This is a genomic window from Moraxella catarrhalis (assembly GCF_001656295.1).
Classification (GTDB): domain Bacteria; phylum Pseudomonadota; class Gammaproteobacteria; order Pseudomonadales; family Moraxellaceae; genus Moraxella; species Moraxella veridica.
Map to the genome: position 1 here is coordinate 448,987 of NZ_LXHE01000002.1, position 21,378 is coordinate 470,364.

At 44.1% G+C, this 21,378-nt stretch carries 17 protein-coding genes; 12 read left to right on the forward strand and 5 right to left on the reverse strand.

Annotation, left to right across the window (positions count from 1 at the left end):
- Window positions 1-99 precede the first annotated feature (99 nt).
- Both gpmI and AO382_RS02090 read left to right on the forward strand, forming a co-directional pair.
- Window positions 100-1,662 carry a 2,3-bisphosphoglycerate-independent phosphoglycerate mutase gene (gpmI, locus tag AO382_RS02085; protein ID WP_064617728.1) on the forward strand — a complete coding sequence of 521 codons (1,563 nt, stop codon included), beginning with the start codon at window positions 100-102 and terminating at the stop codon, window positions 1,660-1,662.
- Window positions 1,663-1,686: 24 nt separating this feature from the next.
- A complete protein-coding gene (locus tag AO382_RS02090) occupies window positions 1,687-2,952 on the forward strand; it encodes a S41 family peptidase (RefSeq protein ID WP_064617731.1) in 1,266 nt (421 codons plus the stop codon).
- A 75-nt stretch (window positions 2,953-3,027) separates the two neighbouring features.
- On the opposite strand, the gene AO382_RS02095 is transcribed toward AO382_RS02090, so the two are convergent.
- On the reverse strand, window positions 3,028-3,669 hold the full coding sequence (locus AO382_RS02095; RefSeq protein ID WP_064611862.1) for a response regulator: 642 nt from the start codon (window positions 3,667-3,669) through the stop codon (window positions 3,028-3,030).
- Between the two features lie 163 nt (window positions 3,670-3,832).
- Window positions 3,833-4,099 (reverse strand): 30S ribosomal protein S20, encoded by a 267-nt coding sequence (gene rpsT / locus AO382_RS02100; RefSeq protein ID WP_064605113.1) that lies wholly within the window; start codon window positions 4,097-4,099, stop codon window positions 3,833-3,835.
- A gap of 277 nt (window positions 4,100-4,376) precedes the next feature.
- Between rpsT and AO382_RS02105 the strand changes: the two genes are divergently transcribed.
- The 4 genes from AO382_RS02105 to AO382_RS02120 all read left to right on the forward strand — a co-directional run bounded on the left by AO382_RS02105 (window position 4,377) and on the right by AO382_RS02120 (window position 8,992).
- Window positions 4,377-5,075, forward strand: a complete 699-nt coding sequence (locus tag AO382_RS02105) for an NAD-dependent epimerase/dehydratase family protein (RefSeq protein WP_064617733.1) — start codon at window positions 4,377-4,379, stop codon at window positions 5,073-5,075.
- A gap of 248 nt (window positions 5,076-5,323) precedes the next feature.
- The gene (gene gyrA, locus AO382_RS02110) at window positions 5,324-8,011 is read left to right on the forward strand and encodes a DNA gyrase subunit A (RefSeq protein WP_064617735.1); all 2,688 of its coding nucleotides are present in this window, start codon (window positions 5,324-5,326) and stop codon (window positions 8,009-8,011) included.
- Window positions 8,012-8,764 (forward strand): glutathione S-transferase, encoded by a 753-nt coding sequence (locus tag AO382_RS02115; RefSeq protein ID WP_081261334.1) that lies wholly within the window; start codon window positions 8,012-8,014, stop codon window positions 8,762-8,764.
- Between the two features lie 27 nt (window positions 8,765-8,791).
- A complete protein-coding gene (locus AO382_RS02120) occupies window positions 8,792-8,992 on the forward strand; it encodes a hypothetical protein (RefSeq protein WP_064617921.1) in 201 nt (66 codons plus the stop codon).
- Window positions 8,993-9,042: 50 nt separating this feature from the next.
- Here AO382_RS02120 and AO382_RS02125 read toward each other — a convergent pair whose 3' ends face one another.
- Together AO382_RS02125 and AO382_RS02130 are read right to left on the reverse strand one after the other, a co-directional pair.
- On the reverse strand, window positions 9,043-11,124 hold the full coding sequence (locus AO382_RS02125) for a DNA primase (protein ID WP_064617739.1): 2,082 nt from the start codon (window positions 11,122-11,124) through the stop codon (window positions 9,043-9,045).
- Window positions 11,125-11,229: 105 nt separating this feature from the next.
- Window positions 11,230-12,300 carry an outer membrane protein assembly factor BamD gene (locus tag AO382_RS02130; RefSeq protein WP_064617741.1) on the reverse strand — a complete coding sequence of 357 codons (1,071 nt, stop codon included), beginning with the start codon at window positions 12,298-12,300 and terminating at the stop codon, window positions 11,230-11,232.
- Between the two features lie 244 nt (window positions 12,301-12,544).
- On the opposite strand from AO382_RS02130, the gene rluD reads away from it, so the two are divergent.
- Together rluD and AO382_RS02140 are read left to right on the forward strand one after the other, a co-directional pair.
- Window positions 12,545-13,612: a 23S rRNA pseudouridine(1911/1915/1917) synthase RluD gene (rluD, locus tag AO382_RS02135; RefSeq protein WP_064617743.1), complete on the forward strand. Its 1,068-nt coding sequence runs from the start codon at window positions 12,545-12,547 to the stop codon at window positions 13,610-13,612.
- Complete coding sequence (locus AO382_RS02140; RefSeq protein WP_064617745.1) at window positions 13,599-14,438, forward strand: polyphenol oxidase family protein; 840 nt, start codon at window positions 13,599-13,601, stop codon at window positions 14,436-14,438. Before rluD ends, AO382_RS02140 begins: the two co-directional genes overlap by 14 nt.
- Window positions 14,439-14,506: 68 nt before the next feature.
- On the opposite strand, the gene AO382_RS02145 is transcribed toward AO382_RS02140, so the two are convergent.
- Window positions 14,507-15,274 carry a Nif3-like dinuclear metal center hexameric protein gene (locus tag AO382_RS02145; protein ID WP_064617747.1) on the reverse strand — a complete coding sequence of 256 codons (768 nt, stop codon included), beginning with the start codon at window positions 15,272-15,274 and terminating at the stop codon, window positions 14,507-14,509.
- Between the two features lie 155 nt (window positions 15,275-15,429).
- Here AO382_RS02145 and AO382_RS02150 point away from each other — a divergent pair, with 155 nt between their 5' ends.
- From AO382_RS02150 to AO382_RS02165, 4 genes are all read left to right on the forward strand, one after another.
- On the forward strand, window positions 15,430-17,640 hold the full coding sequence (locus AO382_RS02150) for a heavy metal translocating P-type ATPase (protein ID WP_064617749.1): 2,211 nt from the start codon (window positions 15,430-15,432) through the stop codon (window positions 17,638-17,640).
- A 123-nt stretch (window positions 17,641-17,763) separates the two neighbouring features.
- On the forward strand, window positions 17,764-18,525 hold the full coding sequence (locus AO382_RS02155; protein ID WP_064611872.1) for a hypothetical protein: 762 nt from the start codon (window positions 17,764-17,766) through the stop codon (window positions 18,523-18,525).
- 93 nt (window positions 18,526-18,618) lie between these two features.
- On the forward strand, window positions 18,619-18,984 hold the full coding sequence (locus AO382_RS02160) for an ATP-dependent Clp protease adaptor ClpS (RefSeq protein WP_064611873.1): 366 nt from the start codon (window positions 18,619-18,621) through the stop codon (window positions 18,982-18,984).
- Between the two features lie 27 nt (window positions 18,985-19,011).
- A complete protein-coding gene (locus AO382_RS02165) occupies window positions 19,012-21,315 on the forward strand; it encodes an AAA family ATPase (RefSeq protein ID WP_064617751.1) in 2,304 nt (767 codons plus the stop codon).
- The last annotated feature ends 63 nt before the right edge of the window (window positions 21,316-21,378 follow it).

The following is a 21,378-nucleotide window of genomic DNA, read 5'->3' on the forward strand; positions in this document are numbered from 1 at the left end:
CAGCGCTAGGATGAATTTTATTTCTCAGCGGTTAAGCATGATTTGCCAAAAATTATGCTACAATACGATGTATTTTTATCAGTTTATTTGGAGCTTACGATGTCAAATCAGAAAAAAATTCCCCATGTATTGATGATTTTAGATGGTATTGGCCATCGTGAAGAGACCAAAGATAATGCCGTCGCGGCAGCCAATACACCAAACTTAGATGCTTTGCTTGCCAGCTGTCCCAATGGACTGATTTCTGGTTCTGGCATGGATGTGGGATTGCCAGATGGTCAGTTTGGTAACTCTGAAGTGGGGCATATGAATCTGGGGGCGGGTCGTATTTTGTTCCAAGATTCAACTCGAATTATGAATGAGATTGAGTCAGGGGAATTTTTTAATAATTCGGCATTGACGAATGCTGTTCAAGCCACGCTTAACAATGAAGGCGCAGTGCATATTTTAGGGCTTTTGTCTGATGGCGGTGTGCACGCGCATATTGATCATATCAAGGCAGCGGCTAAGCTTGCTTTATCTCAAGGGGCGATGCAAGTGTTTGTGCATGCGTTTTTGGATGGTCGTGATACACCGCCACAGTCTGCCAAAGGCTATGTTACTGATATTGAAGATTATTTTACTCAGCTTAATCAAGAATTTGAAGGTAATGTTAAAATTGCCAGCATCATCGGTCGATTTTATGCCATGGATCGTGATAAGCGTTGGGATCGTGTGGAATCTTGTTATGAGCTATTAACCGAAGGCAAATCGGTCAGAACAGCAGATAATGCACTAGATGCAATCGAGCAAGCATATGCTGCAGGGGAGACGGATGAATTTATCGCTGCAACTTTCATCGAAGAAGATGGTATTATTTGTGATAATGATGGCGTGATTTTTATGAATTTCCGTGCTGACCGTGCACGAGAAATCAGCTTGGCTTTTTTGGATGCTAATTTTGATGGCTTTGATCGTCATATTGTGCCTGAGTTATCGGCATTTGTTATGCTGACCAAATATTCAGATGAGCTTGAAAATAATCCAAAAACCGACATCGCCTATCATCCAACAAGTCTGGCAAATACGCTGGGTGAATATTTGCAAAATTTGGGCAAAACTCAACTTAGAATTGCCGAAACCGAAAAATACGCACATGTAACCTTTTTCTTTAGCGGTGGTCGTGAAGATCTGTACAACGGCGAAGATCGCATTTTGATTAATAGTCCTGATGTGAAAACATACGACCTAAAGCCTGAAATGAGTGCCTTTGAGGTCACCGAAAAATTAAATGATGCGATTGACTCGGGCAAATATGATGTATTGATTGTCAATTATGCCAATGGCGATATGGTGGGGCATTCGGGGGTATTTGAGGCGGCAGTTAAGGCAGTAGAGGCGGTGGATCAGTGCATAGGCGAGGTGGTCAAGCATGTTCGTGCCGCTGACGGTCATTTATTAATCACCGCTGATCATGGCAACTGTGAGCAGATGCAAGACTACCAAAGTGGTCAGGTACACACGCAGCATACCACAGAACTTGTACCTTTTATCTATATTGGTGATAAAAAAGCGACTGTGCGTCGTGGCGGCAAGCTGTGCGATGTGTCACCAACACTGTTGGATCTGATGGGGTTAGATAAGCCAAATCAGATGACTGGAGAGAGTTTATTGGTTTTTTGAGCAATTAGATAAAGAAGGTTTGGTATGCGATTTTCGGCAGTAATAACGACTTTATTAATTGGTGTGATGGGCTATGCGAGTGCATTTGCCAATCAACAGGCTTTTGATGCTCAAGCAGATGTAGACGATCTGATGATGGATACGCCTGCCTTGGATGCTTTGGATGTAGCACCAAATCATTTGTACGGTATTGACGGTTTGCACTCTGGGCGAGTGCCTTTGAATACCATCAGTCCCACCACGCTCAAAACTTTTGTGCAGGTAGTTGATTTGATGCGTCGTGAATACATTGAGCCTGTAGATGATGAGATGTTATTTTATCATGCCATTCATGGGATGCTAAATCGTGTGGATCGCAATGCTGAGTTTCTTGATGCGACTGCCTTTGCCAATCTTAGCTCATTTACCACAGGTAATGTGGCAGGCGTGGGTCTAAAGGCAGTTTGGAAAAGCCAAGATGCACATTGGGTGGTGACTGAAGTGACTGCCGATAGCCCTGCCAAAACTGCAGGTATTAATGTTGGCGATTATTTACACCAGATTGGTGATATTAAACTGAACCAATCCCAAACTGAAAATGACATCATTCAGCTTTTAAGTGGTATTGCAGGCTCAAGCGTTGATATCACTTATTCAAGAGCAGGTCGATCCAAGCAATCTGCCAATGTCATTCGTAACCAAGTTCAAAAAAGCAGCATTGAAGTTTTTGTTCAAAATGACATTGCTGTCATCAAGCTTCCCGTCTTTCAAAATAACACCAGACAAGATATGATTAATCGTCTTGCTTTGATAGAAGGGCAGGTTCGGGGTGTGGTAATCGATTTACGAAACAATCCTGGTGGTGTGCTTGATTCAGCCGCTGAAGTGGCCTCTTTATTTATGCGAAAGCAAGTGGTGACCCAAGTCCAAAACCGAAGTGGCATAGAAAGGGTGATAGAAACGCATGGCTCACCTGTGCTAGAATCCATGCCAGTGATTATTTTACAAAACCGCTATTCGGCATCAGCAGCTGAAGTGCTTGCAAGCTCACTGCAAACTCATGGGCGTGCGCTGATCGTCGGTGAGACCAGTTATGGTAAGGGGTCGGTGCAATCGGTGATTCCTTTGGGGAATAATCAAGGGATCAAGATGACTACCGCACACTATCTAACGCCTGATGGCAAAAAGATCGATAAAATCGGTGTAGTGCCTGATGTGAGTTTTAAACCGCCTTCTAATGACTCACAAGACGATGAATGGTTGCGCTTGAGCCTAGATTTGATGGAGCAAGCAAAAGCAAATCAAAGCTGATTTAAGGCAAAATCGCAATCAAAAGATCAATGAATTGGCTGTTTTGATTGCGATATTTTTGTATTTGATTACTGATTAATGAGCCTGTATCAGCCCATGTCGGATGGCAAGGTGCGTAAGCTTAACATCGCTATCTACACCCAGTTTTTCAAAAATGCGATAACGGTAAGTGTTCACTGTTTTGGCGCTCACAAATAGCTGATCGGCGATCTGCTGCGTACTTTGGCAGTTAACGACCATCATGGCAACCTGTTTTTCGCGCTCAGATAGGGCGTCAAAGGGCGACTCTTTTTGTTCACCAAGCACTGTCTCGGCAAGCTGCTCAGCAACATCATGGCTAAAATAACGCGATCCTGCGTGCACTTTTTTAATGGCGCGGATCATCTCATCTAGCGGCGTTCCTTTGGTGATATACCCATTTACGCCAGCTTTTAAAAGCATGGAAGGATATGGCTGAGCTGTCAAGCTTGAGACAGCAAGCACTTTAATGGTTGGATTAAATTGCTTGATGCGTCGAGTGGCTTCCACACCATCGATATTCGGCATATTAACATCCAATAAAACAACATCAGGGCTTAGCGCACGCACCTGCATGACTGCACTATCACCATCAACTGCTTCACCGATGACCTCAATGCTCGGATCATCATCAAGCATCCGAGTAATGCCCATTCTTACCAAATCATGGTCATCTGCGACCAAAACTTTAATACTCATCAAACGCCTATACTATTTATTGATAAGAATATTGTAACAAGAATTTAGGTTCATGTCGCCATTTTATTCAAAAATAATGCATCAATGGGTTTTGGCTGATCGCATCATTTGGGATATAAAAAAGAGCCCAAGACAACTTGGACTCTGTGATGCTGAGCAACTATTAGCCTTTTAGAGCTTTGATTGCAGCATTCAAACGGCTCTTATGACGAGCAGCTTTATTTTTGTGGATGATGCCTTTATCAGCCATACGGTCAATGACTGGCACAGCTTTGTTATAGGCTTCGGTTGCAAGCTCATAAGACTTTTCTTCAATTGCAGAATTGACGCGTTTGATGTAGGTACGCACCATAGAGCGCTGAGATGCATTGTGCTGACGACGCTTGGTATTTTGACGAGCGCGTTTGCGAGCTTGTGCAGAGTTTGCCATAGGATAAATCCTTAAAAAATTGAAATGATAAATTGTAAAAAGTGGGGCAATGTGCTTGAGGAGACGCATTGCTTGGACAATATGCCATCTATGATACCAAAATCTTGGCAATCTCACAATATGCAAATAAAAATTTTCTTAGTCGATTGACTGACGGAATTGGTGCTTGATTTTTTTGATGGATTTTGTGCTAGAATAATAAATTCAAAAATCAGCACTTGGCGCAATCGATTGATTGCTTGAATATAATGCGTATATTTAGCGTGAGTGAAAATTGATGAAAACCAAAGCAATCTTAATCGGTGGTTCGAGTCGAGTGGGTGAGGCACTTGCCCAAGAGCTTTCACTGATCTATGAGTCAGTGATACTCATCACGCGTACTCAGCCGCGTGCCATGAGTGCGAATATGCAGGTGTATCATGTGGCGGATTTTCGGGCACTGGCATCGACCATTGAGGCGATGGCAATTGGTGCTGATACAGATGCTTTTAGTTGTCTTGGTGTCTCAAAACAGCAAGTACCAAGTCATGATGAATTTTATCAAGTCAATGTGTTGTACAATCTAGAATTTGCCAAAGCCTGCAAACAAAAGGGCGTACAGCAGTTTTATTTTTTATCCAAAGATGGTGCCGATGCGCCCAACCATGACGATGAGCTGACAGCCAAGGCGGATGTAGAGTATTATTTGCGCACGCTGAGTTTTGATACATTGGCAATTTTTCGGCTGCATCGCTTAACCTTGCCCAAGCAGCGCCTGAGCCTAAAAAACCTCGGCAGCCAAGCACTCAATGGTGTATTATCTAAACTAAATAAAAACAAACGTGCGCTTGCGCCAAAACAGGTCGCCGCTTGTATGGCGATTACCGCCTATAAGCATAACCATCAGCCGCAGCTACGCACACCAAACCAAGCAACCATCATCACACATGAACAGATGCTCAACAGCGTCATTCGCCCCAACAAAAAATCCAAATAACCAAATCTTAGCCTAAGATGGCTATCTGATGTGTGATTAAGCTGAACACGGTTTAATTGGTGGCTAGATTTGGGATATGGATTGGCTGGTTTTAATTTGACCGCCCAAATAAAAATCAGTGATTACCTACATTTTTTGGGCATTTTGTGCTAAAATATCGCCTTATTTTTAAGGTATTTGTGCATGGGTTTGGTGATGAGATATTTACCACAACCGTGTAAATTAATCGTTTGTAGCTAGGATTATTTATGAGTGATTCGGTCAGTCCAATTGGCATTGTCGAAGAATTAAAGCGTTCGTATTTGGATTATGCGATGAGTGTCATCGTTTCGCGTGCGCTGCCTGATGTGCGTGATGGACTTAAGCCTGTTCACCGCCGTATTTTATATGCCATGCATGAGCTTGGGAATGATTATAATAAAAAATACCTCAAATCGGCGCGTGTGGTCGGTGATGTGATTGGTAAATATCATCCACATGGTGATACTGCTGTCTATGATGCCATTGTGCGTATGGCACAAGATTTTAGCTTGCGTTATATGCTGGTCAATGGTCAAGGTAATTTTGGGTCAATGGATGGCGATCCGCCAGCAGCCATGCGTTATACAGAAATGAAAATGCAGAAGCTGACGCACAAAATGCTTGCCGATCTTGATAAAGATACAGTTGATTGGGAAGATAACTATGACGGCTCTATGAAAATGCCAAGCGTATTGCCGGCGCGCATTCCAAATTTGTTGGTTAATGGTGCGACAGGGATCGCCGTGGGTATGGCAACCAATATGGCGCCGCATAATCTGACAGAAGTACTGAATGCCTGCTTAGCATACGCCGAAGATCCAAATATTTCAACCGATGAGCTGATTACGCACATTTCAGGACCTGATTTCCCAACGGGCGGCATCATCCATGGCAGAAGTGGCATCATTGATGCTTATCGTACTGGCAAAGGTCGTCTGCACATTCGTGGTCGCTATCATATCGAATCAATGGGCGATAGCGGTGCAAACAAAGACCGTGAGCGCATCATTTTTACAGAAATTCCTTACCAAGTTAATAAAGCCAATCTGATCAAGCACATCGCCGATTTGGTGAATACCAAAAAAATTGAAGGCATCACGGAGATTCGAGATGAGTCAGATAAAGAAGGCGTGCGCGTGGCGATTGATTTGCGCCGAGGCGAAAATGCCGAAGTGATGGTTAATAACTTATTTAACCAAACGCCGCTTGAGACGAGCTTTAGTATTAATATGGTGGCATTGGATAATGGTCAGCCCAAGCTTATGACACTGCGCGACTTGGTGGCAGCGTTCATTCGCCATCGCCAAGAGGTGGTGACGCGCCGTACGATTTTTGAGCTTAACAAAGCGTTGGCGCGCGGGCATTTGCTTGAGGGCTTAACCATTGCCCTTGCTAATATTGACGATGTGCTTGAGACCATCAAGCAGTCAGCTAACCGCAGCGAAGCACGCGAAAATTTGCTAGCTAAGACTTGGCATTCAGCCGGTGTGGTCAAAATGCTTGAAGCGGCGGGCGCTGATTCTATTCGCCCTGAGATCATTGATGGTGAGGATCTTAAAGCCCCGTATGGCTTGATTGAGAACAAAACTCGCTATCGTCTGTCACCTGATCAGGTGAACGCCATTTTGGATATGCAGCTGCATCGTTTAACTGGTCTTGAACAGGATAAATTGACGGGTGAATATCAAGAAATTTTAGGCGAGATTGCACGCCTGACTTTGATTTTAGATGATTTTGATGTCTTAATGGGCGTGGTGCGTGCCGAATTGATTGACATTCGTGATGAATTTGGTGATGAGCGTAAAACTGACATCGTCGATGCTCGCCATGACTTTAATCGTGAAGACTTAATCCCTGAACAAACGGTTGTTTTGACAGTTTCTCGTACAGGCTACGCCAAGACTCAGCCGATCAGTGACTATCAGGCTCAAAAGCGTGGGGGTAAAGGACGCTCAGCGACTGCCATGAAAGAAGATGATGTGATTGAGCATTTGTTGGTGACCAGTACACATGCCCATATTTTATGCTTTACCAATACAGGTCGTGTCTTTAGATTGCGTGGGTTTGAAATTCCGATTGCCAGTCGTGGCTCAAAAGGTCGTCCTTTGGTGAATTTGATTAATCTTGAGTCAGATGAGTCGGTCACAGCAATTTTGCCTGTCAATGACCTAAAAGACGAAAATAGCTTTGTGTTCTTTGCAACAGCATCAGGGACAGTCAAGCGTGTGGCTTTATCACAATTTGCCAATCTGCGTGCTGGAGGCTTGCGAGCGATTGATTTGGCGGAAGGTGATACCTTAATTGGTGTTGCAATCACCGATGGTGAACAAGAGATCATGCTATTTAGTAATGAAGGCAAAGCCATCCGCTTCAAAGAACATAGTATCCGTGCCATGAGCCGAGTTGCCAAAGGCGTTCGTGGTATGCGCGTGAATTTGCTTGCAACAATTGATGAAGAAGAGCTGTTGGATGAAGATGGCGATGAAATCAGCGATGATTTTGCGGTGAGCCGAGTTGTGTCGCTGGTGGTTGCACCCAAACAAGGTGAGATTTTGTGTGCTTGTGAAAATGGTTTTGGTAAACGCACGCCGATTGATGATTATCCAACCAAAGGTCGTGGCGGTAAAGGCGTTATTGCAATCAAGACCTCTGAGCGTAATGGTCAGTTAGTCAAGGCGATTGCAGTGACTGGCGAAGAAGATGTCATTTTGATTTCGGATAAAGGCACTTTGGTGCGTACGCCTGTGGCTCAGATTGCTACCGCTGGTCGCAATGCTCAAGGCGTTAAGCTGATTCGCATTGCTGATGAAGAGGTATTGGTTGGCATGGCGTGTGTTGAACATGATGAAGACGAAATCGAAGAGTCAGAGGTATTGGCTGATGTGGTGCAACAGGCATCCGAGTCTATTCAATAAATATTCAGCCAAGCTTATTGGCGTGGCTTTTTGGAATTGTCAATCATGTTGCACTTATATCATTTGAATAGCTCTCGTTCTTTTAGAGTGGTTTGGCTGCTTGAAGAGCTTAAATTGGCTTATGGCTTAGAGTATCAGCTCCATTTGGTTGAGCGTGATAAAAAAACTTTTTTAGCACCCAAAAATCTTGAGCAGATTCACCCCATGGGGAAGGCACCGATTTTAATCGATGACAGACTGCCTAAGGGGGAGCAAGTTTTGGCAGAATCTGCGCTGATTTTATCTTATTTATTAAAAGCTTATGATTCTAAAGCGTATTTTTATCCTGCGGCAGCTGCCCCAAATGAACAAGCCAATGACAAAGTGTGGCGTGATTATACTTTTTGGATGCATTTTGCAGAAGGGTCAGTGATGCCACCTTTGGTGATGGGGCTGATTTTAGATAAAGCTCGCCAAAAATCTCCTTGGTTTGTTAAACCTGTACTCAATAAATTCAACTCAAGTATTCATCAGATCATTTTGGATAAGAATTTGATGAATGCTTTAAAGATGCTAGAGACGGCTTTGTCTGATAAGTTATACTTAACAGGGCAATTTAGTGCCGCTGACATACAGATGTATTTGGCAGTGTATGGCGCACGCTTGCGTGGATTGATACCACAAACGCACACCAATACGCATGCTTGGCTTGGCACTTGTGAAGGTCGTCAAGGTTTTAAGTATGCTGTTTCTTTGGCAGGCCCACCGTTGTAAGCGGGCATAATCAAGGAGCTTATGGCGATGCAAAAGAACAAGCCAGTGATTTTACAAAACAGTGGTGTCAAGATATTGGTGGGCGTGCTATGTGTATTGAGTTTTGTGGCAGGATATTTTTCCCATCAGTCGCGCCAAATGAATTATTGTAAATCCATCAATCAAGTACCTGCCATCCAAAGCGGTATTGTCATTTGCCAAACCACTGACACAAAGACTTATCACTGACACAAAGACTTAATTTAAAATAGTGTAGCGCGTCTTTGGTAGGATTTGGGTTATTTGGTCAAAATTTCTGCCAATTTTGATTTATTATGGATATTATCCCAATGAACCAATGCTTGTAAGCGTCTTTTATAAACTTCTGATAAAATCAAATTTTTACTGTTAGTTTGTTGCTTGAGCAGAATGTCTTTTAAGGCGGTGCAAATCAGTCCATAAAATACTGGCGTGATGGCTTTGAGATCTTGATTAGACCAAGATTGGATAAATCTTTGCCAGTGCAGCTGTATTTGACTTTTATTGACATCGCTCAAAGCAGCGATGATGAAATACGCACAGCTTTGAGCCGTTTCGGCGCTATCTTGTAGGATTTCGTCTGGTAATGCGCTGATGGTCGCGATGATTTCATCTAATAATGGACTTTTAAAACTTGCCCAATTTGGCAGCTTGGGTAAGTCAATTTCTTGACGCTCAAGATGATTTGATAGTGGCATGTGTGCCTGTGCCATACCTGAATGCTCGATCACAAATGCCAAAGGATCGGATTTGAGCAAAATGGGGGTATGGATCAGATGTAGCCCGATTTCAGTGATCGCATCGGCTTCATCGCGGCGACTATAATTGATTAAATCAACCTTTGGGCTAAACCGTCCTCCCTTGCCCACCGCTTTTAATTTTTGATAAATATCGCCATTTAGCCACCATTTTAAGCTAGAGCCTTTTGGCAGCAGTTCGGTCAGCTGCCTAAGTGTCGCCATGGCTTGCGCTTTAGATTCAGGACGAGTCAGGTCGTATTGACTTGCCAAAACGCCATAAATATAATCCGACAGACTCACCGCGCCTTCGATGGCATCACGCATCGCAGCTGCGCCATGAGATTTTAGGTAAGTGTCAGGATCATGATTATCGGGCAAAGTCAAAAACTTAAGCTCGCGACCATCACTTAAGACAGGTGCGGCAATTTCTAGTGTGCGCCAAGCTGCACGCTGCCCTGCGCTATCACCATCAAAACATAAGGTAAGCTGATTGTTATAGCGTAAAAGTCGCTCGATTTGCTTTTCGTTAGCGGCAGTACCCATAGGCGCTACCGCCCCATAAATCCCTGCTTGGTATAAGGCGATGACATCCATATAACCCTCAACCAGTAAGTAGTCTTTGGCTTTTTGTCTGCGCGATTCATACAGACCATACAAAATGTGCTGCTTTTGAAAAACTGGCGATTCGCTTGAGTTGATATATTTTGGATTTTCATCTCCTAGGCTTCGCCCTGCAAAACCCACAACGCGCCCTTGGTTATCGCGAATGGGGAAAATCACCCGATGACGCAGCAGGCAAAAGTTTCTTCCATTACCCTTGGAGGATTCTCGAACCAAGCCTAATATTTTCAAGCCTTCGATGTCTTGGGGGAAAACTTGTTCAAGGTGCTGCCAACCTTCGGGTGCATATCCTAGACTAAAGGTTTGGATGGTCTCTTCGCTAAGACCACGATCTAAAAAATACTGTTTTGCAAAAGCAAAGCTACCGAGCATGAACTGATAGTAGTCATGCACTGCATTTAATAGTGTGTACAAATCGCCTTGTGCTTCGCTTGGCGGCTGAGTCAAGACGGGCGCTTGAGTGTCATAAGGTTCGTTGTAACAGGGTTGATGGGAATCATCTAAACCAAAATAAGTATCGTATGCCGATAAATCATTTGTCCAGTCGGTCGTCGGTGATGGGAGTATGTCAGGCTGCTGCTCGGCAGTATGTTGGGCGATGTTCGCATCTGGCGAAGGTTGAGTGGGCGGCTTGGCACCCTGAGTCTTGGTGGTTTTTTTGTATTTGAATTTTTTTTGGTAAGCGTCATCTTTGGGCAGCTCGATGCCCGTTTGTTCGGACAAGTATTTGACCGATTCAATAAAGCTCATCCGCTCAAATTCTTTTAAAAAAGTGATCGGATTGCCCTTAGCATGACAGCCAAAGCAATAATATAAGTTGGTCTCAGGATTGACATAAAACGATGGCGTTTTTTCACCATGAAAGGGGCAACAGCCTTTGTACTCGCGGCCTGCTGCTTTGAGCGTGGTATGTTTGCCAATCATCCCCACCAAGTCAGCTTGGCTATTGAGCTGCTCGATGATGGACTCGGGGATATTCATGTCCGAAATTCCAATTGATGCAATAATCTCAGGCGGTCATACACCGCCTGAGATTATAATTAACAGATTATAATTAACAAATGATAACTTACTTAAATACTGGCATTAGCGCGGTACTTCATTCAGATGCCCAGCTTCTGCCTCTGCAGCTGGCAGATCCAGACTGATGGCAGGACGACGACTTGTGCCGCCAGCTGTAGGAATGTCTTCTGGGACTTGGGTTGTGGCAGGTAAGCTAATGGCGCCTGCTTGGCTGATGATTTGGGTGCGTGTTGCGCCATTATATTGACCTTGATAGCTGTCAAGGTTTTCGCTTACACGACCCAAACGCCCAAAGCTTAGAGCTGATAATACCTTCTGTGTACGCGTCTTAGCACTCGTATCATTTAGGCGCACTGAGCCATCTTGATTGAGATATTTCGGATAGTTAATTTGCAGCAGCTGCTTGTACTGGTTGGCAGTCTCAGTCAAGCCAAGTTCTTGATTGGTATAAGCCAAGATGGCGATGGCTTCGGGTACACCTGTGGACTGTGGATAATATTGAAATACCCACTTAGCTCGGTTAGCGGCAGCGACCATCGCATCACGTTTGACATACCAACGCGCCGCCACCAATTCGTGCTCAGCAAAGTCATTATAAATCGCAATCATGCGCTGGGCGGCATCGGCAGCATATGGACTGTTTGGATAGTTATTAAGTAGGCGTTGAAAATCTTGGAAAGCTAGGCGTAGATAGGTTACATCACGCTGAGACTGATCAAATCTAAATAAACGCGAAGCTTTGGGAGCGCCGCCCATATGAGTAACACCTTGCACATACAGTGCATAGTGCACCGAGCGGCTATTTGGATATAGGCGAATAAATTCTTCTGTGCTTTGGAGAACTGCTTCAAAATCATTGGCTTTGTATTGGGCATAAATCAGATCTAGCAGTGCCTGCTGTGCATATTGACCTGTCGGATAAAAGGTTCGGATGTTATTTAGTGCTTCAATGGCGTTACGATTTTGATTTTTATCAAGTGCTTCACTGGCCTGTTGATAATATGCAGCATCTGTTTTTTCAGCAGTCTCTACGGTATCAGCCTTGCGGTCAAACAGTCCGTTCACGCTTTGGCAGCCTGTAACAGTCAAAGTTGCTGCCATCATGGCGGCAATCAGCTTATTTTGTGATTTCATAGGAATTCTCATGAATTGGTCTAAATTTGGGCTAGTTTAGCATGTTTTTATGGGTCTGACAATGAATGTCTATTGGCTGTATAAACACACAAAACCCATTCAAAAAATCGCTTGGATAATGAGTAAGACCAGTCAATTTAGATATTTTGGATAAAAGTAAAAATGCGTCGATATATCAGCAGCCTATCTTATCAAATTTGATAAAATATGCTAAAGTGGTCTAAATTTACTCTTAGGCTTTATTATGAATCATGACGAATTGATGAATAACTTGGCAGATCAGGCACCTGACTGCGGCATAGATGAGGATGGTGATGCTGATGATCTGATTGATACAGATGAGACGGTCAGCCAAACACCGACCCAAATTCATCTGATGCATAGTGTCAGTACTGAGCAAATTGGCGTTAGGCTTGATAAGCTTTGTGCGGATATTTTTGGGAATTTTTCACGCGCAAATTTAAAAAAATTCATCAATGAAGGTCAATTGACGGTTAATGGCAAGGTGGTTAAGCCAAAATATGCGGTCAAAGTGGGTGATGTCTTAAAGCTAGAAGCTGTCCATCAGTCTCATTCAGAGGATTTGCCTGAAAATATTGATATTGATATTATTTATGAAGATGAGGCAGTGATTATCATTAATAAGCCTGCGGGTATGGTGGTGCATCCTGGTGCTGGTAATCGTACGGGTACTTTGGTGAATGCACTGCTGTATCACTTTCCGAATCAGGCACACTTGCCACGAGCAGGCTTGGTGCATCGCATTGACAAAGACACAACGGGGCTGCTTGTCATTGCACGCACAAAATCAGCTCAGCTATCTTTGATTGATCAGCTAAAGGATAAAACTGTCTACCGTCATTATCAATGTATTGCTTTGGGTGCAGTGCACGAAGTGCTTCGCCATGCTCAAATTGATGCGCCCATTGGTCGGCATAGCACCCATCGGACTAAGATGGCAGTGAAACAAACGGGCAAGCCTGCTTTAACGCACATTGTCAATGCCAAGTATTTGCATGAGCGTTACAGTCTTTTGGATGTTCATCTAAAAACAGGTAGAACGCATCAAATACGCGTGCATCTGTCTTATGTTGGTCATCCGCTGGTCGGCGATCCTGTCTATGGCACATCACCGCGTGCAGGTTTATCCGACAGGCAAAGACGCACAATTTTGGATTTTGGTAGGCAGGCGCTTCATGCATACATGCTGGGTTTTATTCATCCTATTACTGGCGAGGCGATGAAATTTCATGCACCGCTACCTAAAGATATGCAGCAGCTGATTGAGATCTTAAACGATGATGCCCAATGAAAATATGACGCTGCCTTTGGATATTCTTTATCAAAATGATGATGTGATGGTTATACAGACTCACACTGGCGTGTCTGATAAAGCCGATCAGCTGACAGGTCATGACGATAATCAATTGGCACTTTATGGCAAATTTAATATGGCACTTCATGTCAATGATGTGCCATCTTGGGTGCTGAATCGACGGGCAAGGCTACTTGCTTGGCTGTATGAGCAGGCAGGTGCTAATCAAATCCACTGGCTAAATCAAGTCCATGGTAATGTTGTGATTGATGTTGATCAGCCAAGATCACAGTCGCTAAGCTTGGCAGATGCCTTGATCACTCAGCGTGCTAAGACAGCACTGGCGATTATGACGGCAGATTGTGTGCCTATAGCGATATTTGAAAAAAATGGCGGTGCGGTCGCCTGTATTCATGCAGGGTGGCAAGGGCTGACCAATGGCGTAATCGCCAAAACAGTCGCTTTGATGCCAACTTCTTCCAAGCTATTTGCTGTCATCGGTGCGTGTATCTCACTGCCGGCGTATGAAGTGGATCAGCACTTAGCTGAGCATATCATTGATGAGGTGGTAACAAATAAACTTGTCTTACTTGATAGGCAGGTGCTGTTTGATATGCTAATCAAACCTTCTAATAACTGTGGTAAGGCATATCTTGATATCAAGAGCTTGGCTCGGTTACAGCTTGAAAAATTCGGCATAACAGTGCTAAATGATACCGTGCCATGCAGTTATTTATCGCCAAAATATTACTCGTACCGTCTGCAAACGCACACCAATCGCCCCGCAATCGGCAGAATGGCGATGCTTATCATCAAAAAATAACCGTTGATATGATGCTATTTTATCGGAATATTTGGGTAATGTATGATGAATTTGGTGTAAAATGTCAGTCACGCAGGATTATCAATATCAATAAACGCCACATCAATGCCCAATTGTTGATTGATGACCTCACCGAGTCGAATCACACCGCCACGCTCTGTGGCATGATGACCTGCAGCAAAATAATCCACACCAAGCTCACGCGCCATGTGTGTTGTGCGTTCAGAAATTTCACCTGAAATAAACGCATCACAGCCCATAGTTGCCGCTTGCTCAATCATATCTTGTGCGCCGCCTGTGCATAGGGCGATTTTATTTAGTAGACGATCGCCATCGGTGGCGGCAATATGTAAGGGCGTGCGTCCTAAAACTTTGGTAATTTTATCGGCAAATTCGGACGCCAAAATAGGGTTTGTGGTTGCCACATTACCAATCGGGTGCTTTTGGTCAGGATACAATGCGCCCGTAATCGTCAAATCAAGCATATCAGCCAAGGTGCGATTATTGCCAATGTCAGGATGGGCGTCAAGTGGCAGGTGATAAGCAATCAATGAAATGCCATTTTGCATAAGTTTACGCACACGCACGCCCTTCATGCCCACCAAAGGCTGATCTTCACCTTTCCAAAAATATCCATGATGCACCAAGATCGCCTGTGCTTTGGCTTGGATTGCTTGATCGATTAAGGCTTGGCAAGCAGTTACTCCAGTAATAATCCGTTCAATGGGTCTGCCTGCATCGACTTGCAATCCATTTGGGCAGTAGTCTTGGAACTCATGAGCATTAAGATAGTTGTCACAAAACTGAGCTAAGGCTTGGGCACTGATGGTCGTCATACTTTTTCCTATGATGAGTTTTGGGTATTGTATTCGCTTTTGAAAGATTATGCAAATGTATAGATAGCTTAAGAAACCAACTGTTTTACGCTTGTATTAAGCACAGTTTGACCCTATTATATTATTGACTATCAGCAGCTAAAAGTGAGTATCTTATGTCAAATAAATCACCAAATCGTCATTTTTCCCCTGAGCAAGTGCATGAAATTACTGAGCAATTTGCCATCAGTGGCATGACTTGCCAATCGTGTGCCACACGCATCGAAAAAGTACTGAGCAAAAAGTCCGCCATTCATCAAGCGACAGTCAATTTTGCAACAGAGGTATTACAGATCTCTTATGATGCCAATCAGGCCAATCGTGATGAGGTGATGGCTTGGGTGGCAAAGGCAGGCTTTGAGGCTGTGCCGATGGCAGATCGCCAAGAGCAGCAACAGATGCCTTGGGATTTGATAATCCTTTGGGGACTGTCATTGCCGTTTTGGGTGGGTATGCTTGGTATGATATTTGGATCACATGCGCTCATGATGCCTGTATGGATTCAGTTTGTCTTGGCAAGTGTGGTGCAAGTTGTGTTCGGTGCACGCTTTTATTTGGGTGCTTGGGCGAGCATTAGGGGCGGGCTTGCTAATATGGATGTCTTGGTCGCACTTGGTACAACAGCAATTTGGGCGTATTCAAGTTATGTATGGCTGACCGATTTGCACGCCATGCATATGGTATATTTTGAAGCATCGGTGATGGTCATTGCATTTGTTAGGCTTGGTAAATATCTTGAGCATCGAACCAAAACACAAAGCCTAAACAGCCTAGGTCTTTTGACGCAGCTGATTCCCACAGAAGTCAATCGCCGTATCGATGGTCAATGGGTCAAAACCAACATTGATCATATTAATGTTGGTGATGTGCTACTGGCTAATACGGGGGATAAGATCGCCGTAGATGGTGTGGTAAAAAGCGGCTTTGGTGTGTGTAATGAATCTCATCTGACGGGCGAAAGCTTACTCATTGATAAGCATATCGGCGATATGGTATATGCAGGCAGCGTCTTATCCGATGGCTCAATAGAATATCAAGCCGCCGCAACAGGCGCAAAAACCCAGCTTGGCGATATGATGTCAGCACTCCAAGATGCCCAAGGCACTAAGGCAGATATTGCCAGATTTGCCGATAAAGTTGCGGCTGTCTTTGTGCCGGTGGTGGTGGCATTGGCGATGGTGAGTTTTTTGGTCAATTATCTACTTGGTGCAGATTTTGATATCGCATTAATGCGCGGAGTTGCTGTGCTTGTGATTGCTTGCCCTTGTGCACTTGGACTTGCAACACCTGCTGCGATTATGGCAGGCATGGGCACGGCAGCACGCCATGGCGTATGGTTCAAAGATGCCGTCAGCCTTGAGTCTGCTGGTAGCATTGATAGCATCATTTTTGATAAAACAGGCACGCTGACTTTGGGTCGTCCAAGTGTCCAAAAAATCCAAAGCCTAAGCGATAAGATGAGCGAAGAGCAGGCGCTTGGGTTGACAGCAAGCATAGAGCAGTATGCCAGTCACCCTTTGGCAAATGCCTTAGTGGAAGCTGCCAAAGATAAAAATTTACCTTTATATGAAGTATCTGATATCCAAAGTACCACCGGCCAAGGGCTGATAGGATATATCGATGGCATCGGATGGCTAAAAGTCGGCACGCCCAAATTCATTGGCTTGGCGTCATGGCAGACAGAGGATCATTGGATGGATGCAAGCTTGGTTGGACTGGCTGTCGATGATGTGCCGATGGCGATCTTTGGTCTGAGCGATACACTAAAGGCAGACGCGCACAGCATCATCAGCCGCATTCATCATGATGGGATCGAGACTTATTTAATGAGCGGCGATCGCCAATCGGTGGTGGATGGCGTTGCAAATCAGCTTGGCATTACCGCCGCCTTTGGGCAAATGTCGCCGCGAGATAAGCTGTCCGCCATTGAGACATTAAAAAGCCAAGGCAAAACAGTGGCGATGGTCGGTGATGGTGTCAATGATGCACCAGCGATGGCAGCTGCGCACGCCAGTTTTGCGGTCGGCGGCGCGACTGATGTGGCTAAGCATACCGCATCGGCGCGACTGTTGGGTGAATCGCTGAGCCATGTTTTTTATGCTTATCGTATTGCGCGTATGACCTTAACCAATATCAAGCAAAATTTCTTTTTTGCACTGGTCTATAACTGTATCGGCATTCCATTAGCCGCAATCGGGCTACTTAATCCCATGATGGCAGCCGCTGCGATGGCGCTAAGTTCAATCTCGGTACTTTTAAATGCCATGCGACTAAAGCGTGTACAGCTCATGCCCCGCGAAGCTCAGTCAGACAGATCCGTCAGCTAAGCTCAGGTATCTTCTTGGTAGTAGGTTTGAGTGTCTTTGGCTGATAAAAAATAATTATTCTTATTTGTACAATGTTTGTTATAATAGCGATATTTTGATTGACCAATTAATGTCAGGTTTTCTATGCCGAATTCAACCCTTTCCACTCATTTTAAAAAGCAGCGCGGTTCGACCAATCAGATTTTGGCATTGTTTTTGATTGCGCTTGCTGTTTCTGCATTGATTGTCGCTGTGATTGGCTATAAATTTGGCTATCGTCAAGGTGTGCATAGCGTTGAGCGCGCTGTTGCCACAAATAATGAAGCGGTGGCAAATGTCAGCGAGCTTACCGCTGAAAATGTGCGGCTAAAGCAGGAGATGACAACTGCCATCCAAGAGCGTGATATTAGTCGATCGACACTAAATAATCTGCGTACAGATTATGACAATCTAAAGACCACCAATTTACAACTTGAGCAGGTCAATGAGCTACTAAAAACTGCAGTTGCCGAGCAGGGCGGTGTGGCATTATCTATCATGGCATCAGAAATCATTGCTTTACCAAATGATACCTTTGAATATCGCTTTGATGTATCCATGCTTGATATTTCTGGAAAAGCCGTTAAGATGATTCCTAAATTGACTTTACTAAACGAAACCAGTATGGTTGAGATACCGCTTGAGCCATCAAGCTATGATATTCGTGGTGTGGCAAATATTCGTGGTCGATTTATCATGCCTGACGGCTTTGAGCCGAAGCAAATGAAGCTTGAGCTGGTCGCTGGCAATCAAAAAGTTCAGCAGTTGTATAACTGGCAAATTGGCAAAATCATCAACAATGCACCGCCTTCATTGGCACAAATGTCAAATTCAAGCCACCGACCAATTAAAAAAAGCACGCAATAATTTATGGGTACTTTTTATCACAAATACAGGCGAGGCAGTGGCTTTCGCCTGTTTTATATTAACCAAAATTGAAATTTTGAGCAGTAATACGATATGATGAAGCAGTGCGGCAGTGATTTTTTGATAAAAGCGGTTCAAGACTTTGAATCATCTTCTGACCATCAGTCAGAGACCGATGTCATCACCCAAACCAAAACCCAAGTCAAGCAGCCCAAGCTATACGCGGTGATCATGCATAATGATAATTATACGACCATGGATTTTGTGGTTTATGTGCTTGTTGAGATTTTTGAGCACAATATTGATAAGGCGTATCAGCTGATGATGCAGATTCATGAGTCAGGGCAAGCAGTGGTTGCCTTGTTGCCTTATGACTTAGCTGAGATGAAGGTGGATGAAGTGACAGCATTGGCAGAACAAGAGTCTTATCCGTTACTTACGACAATTGAGCCTGCCTAATTTTTAGATTTTATGATAAGGATTATTATGCTAAGTCCTGAATTGTTAACGATTCAAGAGTTTATGCTGAAGTTCGCCAAACAGCATTCACATCAATTTATCAGCGTTGAGCATTTGTTGATGGGTTTATTAAAAGATGCTTTTACCGTCAGAGTACTTGAGGAGTGTGGTGCTGACAGCGAATTTATTTTATCAAGTATCAAGCAATATCTTAAAGATTTCATGCCCAAGCGTGAAGGCGTCGACCCATTACCAACCAAAAGCCTAAATCGTGTGATGCAGCGTGCGATTTGGCAAGTCCAAGCCAGCCAAACCCAGCAGCTGGTCAAACCCATTGATACACTTGTCGCAATTTTTAAAGAAGAACGCAGTTATGCCAATGAGTTGATCCAGTCTTGTGGCGTGGATATTTTATCGGTTACTCGTGCAATTTCGATTCATCAGCGTTCTGCACATGATGCTTATGGCGATGTCGATGAGTCACTTGCCAATCAATCGACAAAGCCCAAGCAAAATCCGCTGGATGCTTATACTTTAAATCTTAATGAGCAAGCGAAGCAAGGTAAAACCGATCCTTTGGTTGGGCGAGTAGATGAAATTGAACGCACCGTCCAAATCCTGTGCCGCCGCCGCAAAAATAACCCGCTTTTGGTTGGTGATCCTGGTGTTGGTAAAACAGCCATTGCTGAGGGTTTGGCTTGGCTGATTGTGAACGGCAAGGCACCAAAACCGCTTGCCAATGCTACGATTTACAGCCTAGATATGGGTGCACTGATTGCAGGTACGAAGTTTCGTGGTGAGTTTGAGGCACGCATGAAAGATTTGATTGACGAGCTAAAAGATACACCAGAGGGAATTTTATTTATTGATGAGATTCATATGATTATTGGGGCAGGTGCGTCCATGGACAGTAGCATGGATGTATCAAATCTCATCAAACCTGCACTTGCCAAGGGGCATATTCGCTCAATTGGTTCTACAACATTTGCTGAGTATCGCCAAGTTTTTGAAAAAGATCATGCACTATCTCGGCGTTTTCAAAAAATAGACATCAAAGAGCCTTCGGTACCTGATACAATCGCCATTTTACAAGGATTAAAAGGGTATTATGAAGATTTTCATGGCGTGACTTACACCGAGGATGCCATTGAGGCGGCTGTTAAATTATCTGTCAAGCATATTCATGAAAGATTTTTGCCCGATAAAGCCATCGATGTGATCGATGAGGCAGGCTCATTTGTCCGCTTGCATCATGATAAAGCTTGTCGTGATGATCAAGCAGACACCCAAAATAGCCCATCACCCATCCAGGTAGATGTCGATATCATAGAGCAAGTGGTCGCAAAAATCGCGCGCATTCCACCCAAGTCTGTCACCAGTGATGATAAAAATATTTTAAAAAATTTAAATGCTAATCTAAAGCAGATGGTTTTCGGTCAAGACCAAGCCGTTGATACACTTGTTGATGCAATTTTGCTTGCACGCTCAGGATTGACCCATCCTGACAAGCCCATTGGTTCATTTTTGTTTTCAGGTCCTACTGGTGTCGGTAAGACAGAGATTAGCCGTCAGTTGGCTTATTTGCTTGGTGTGCCTTTGGTACGCTTTGATATGAGCGAATACATGGAGGCACATACGGCATCACGGCTGATCGGTGCGCCGCCTGGATATGTGGGGTATGATCAAGGCGGTTTATTGACCGAAAAAATTCAGCAAAATCCGCACTGTGTGCTACTTTTGGACGAACTTGAAAAAGCCCACAGTGATGTCTTTAATTTACTGCTTCAAGTGATGGATCATGGCACATTGACAGATAATAATGGACGCTCGGTGTCATTTAAGCAGGTGATTTTGATTATGACAACCAATGTCGGGGCAGATAGTATCAGTCGCCGATCGATGGGGTTTACCCAGCAAGATCATCATAGCGATAATCAAGACGCCATACAGCGTACATTTAGCCCTGAGTTTCGTAACCGCTTGGATGCCACAGTGAATTTTGCGCCGCTGCCGCCGGAGGTGATTGGCGATGTGGTTGATAAGTTTATCACCGAATTGCAAGGTCAGCTGCTTGACAAAAATATCGTCTTGTCTGTGGATGATGAGGTGCGCTTGTATTTGGCTGACAAAGGTTATGATCGCCTGATGGGTGCAAGACCTATGGCAAGAATTATTCAAGAGCTGCTCAAAAAACCGCTATCACAGCTGATCTTGTTTGGCGATCTAACGCAAGATAAAGAAGGCGTGAAAGTGACTGCAACCATGAAAGACGGTGCGGTTGATTTTGAGATAATTGATGCCAAATTGACTGGTAAAATTAAGCCAAATTGACTATAATTTATCCTGATTTATTCACTTTAGCAAACAAATCACTTGGCGTGCTTATTGATTGGT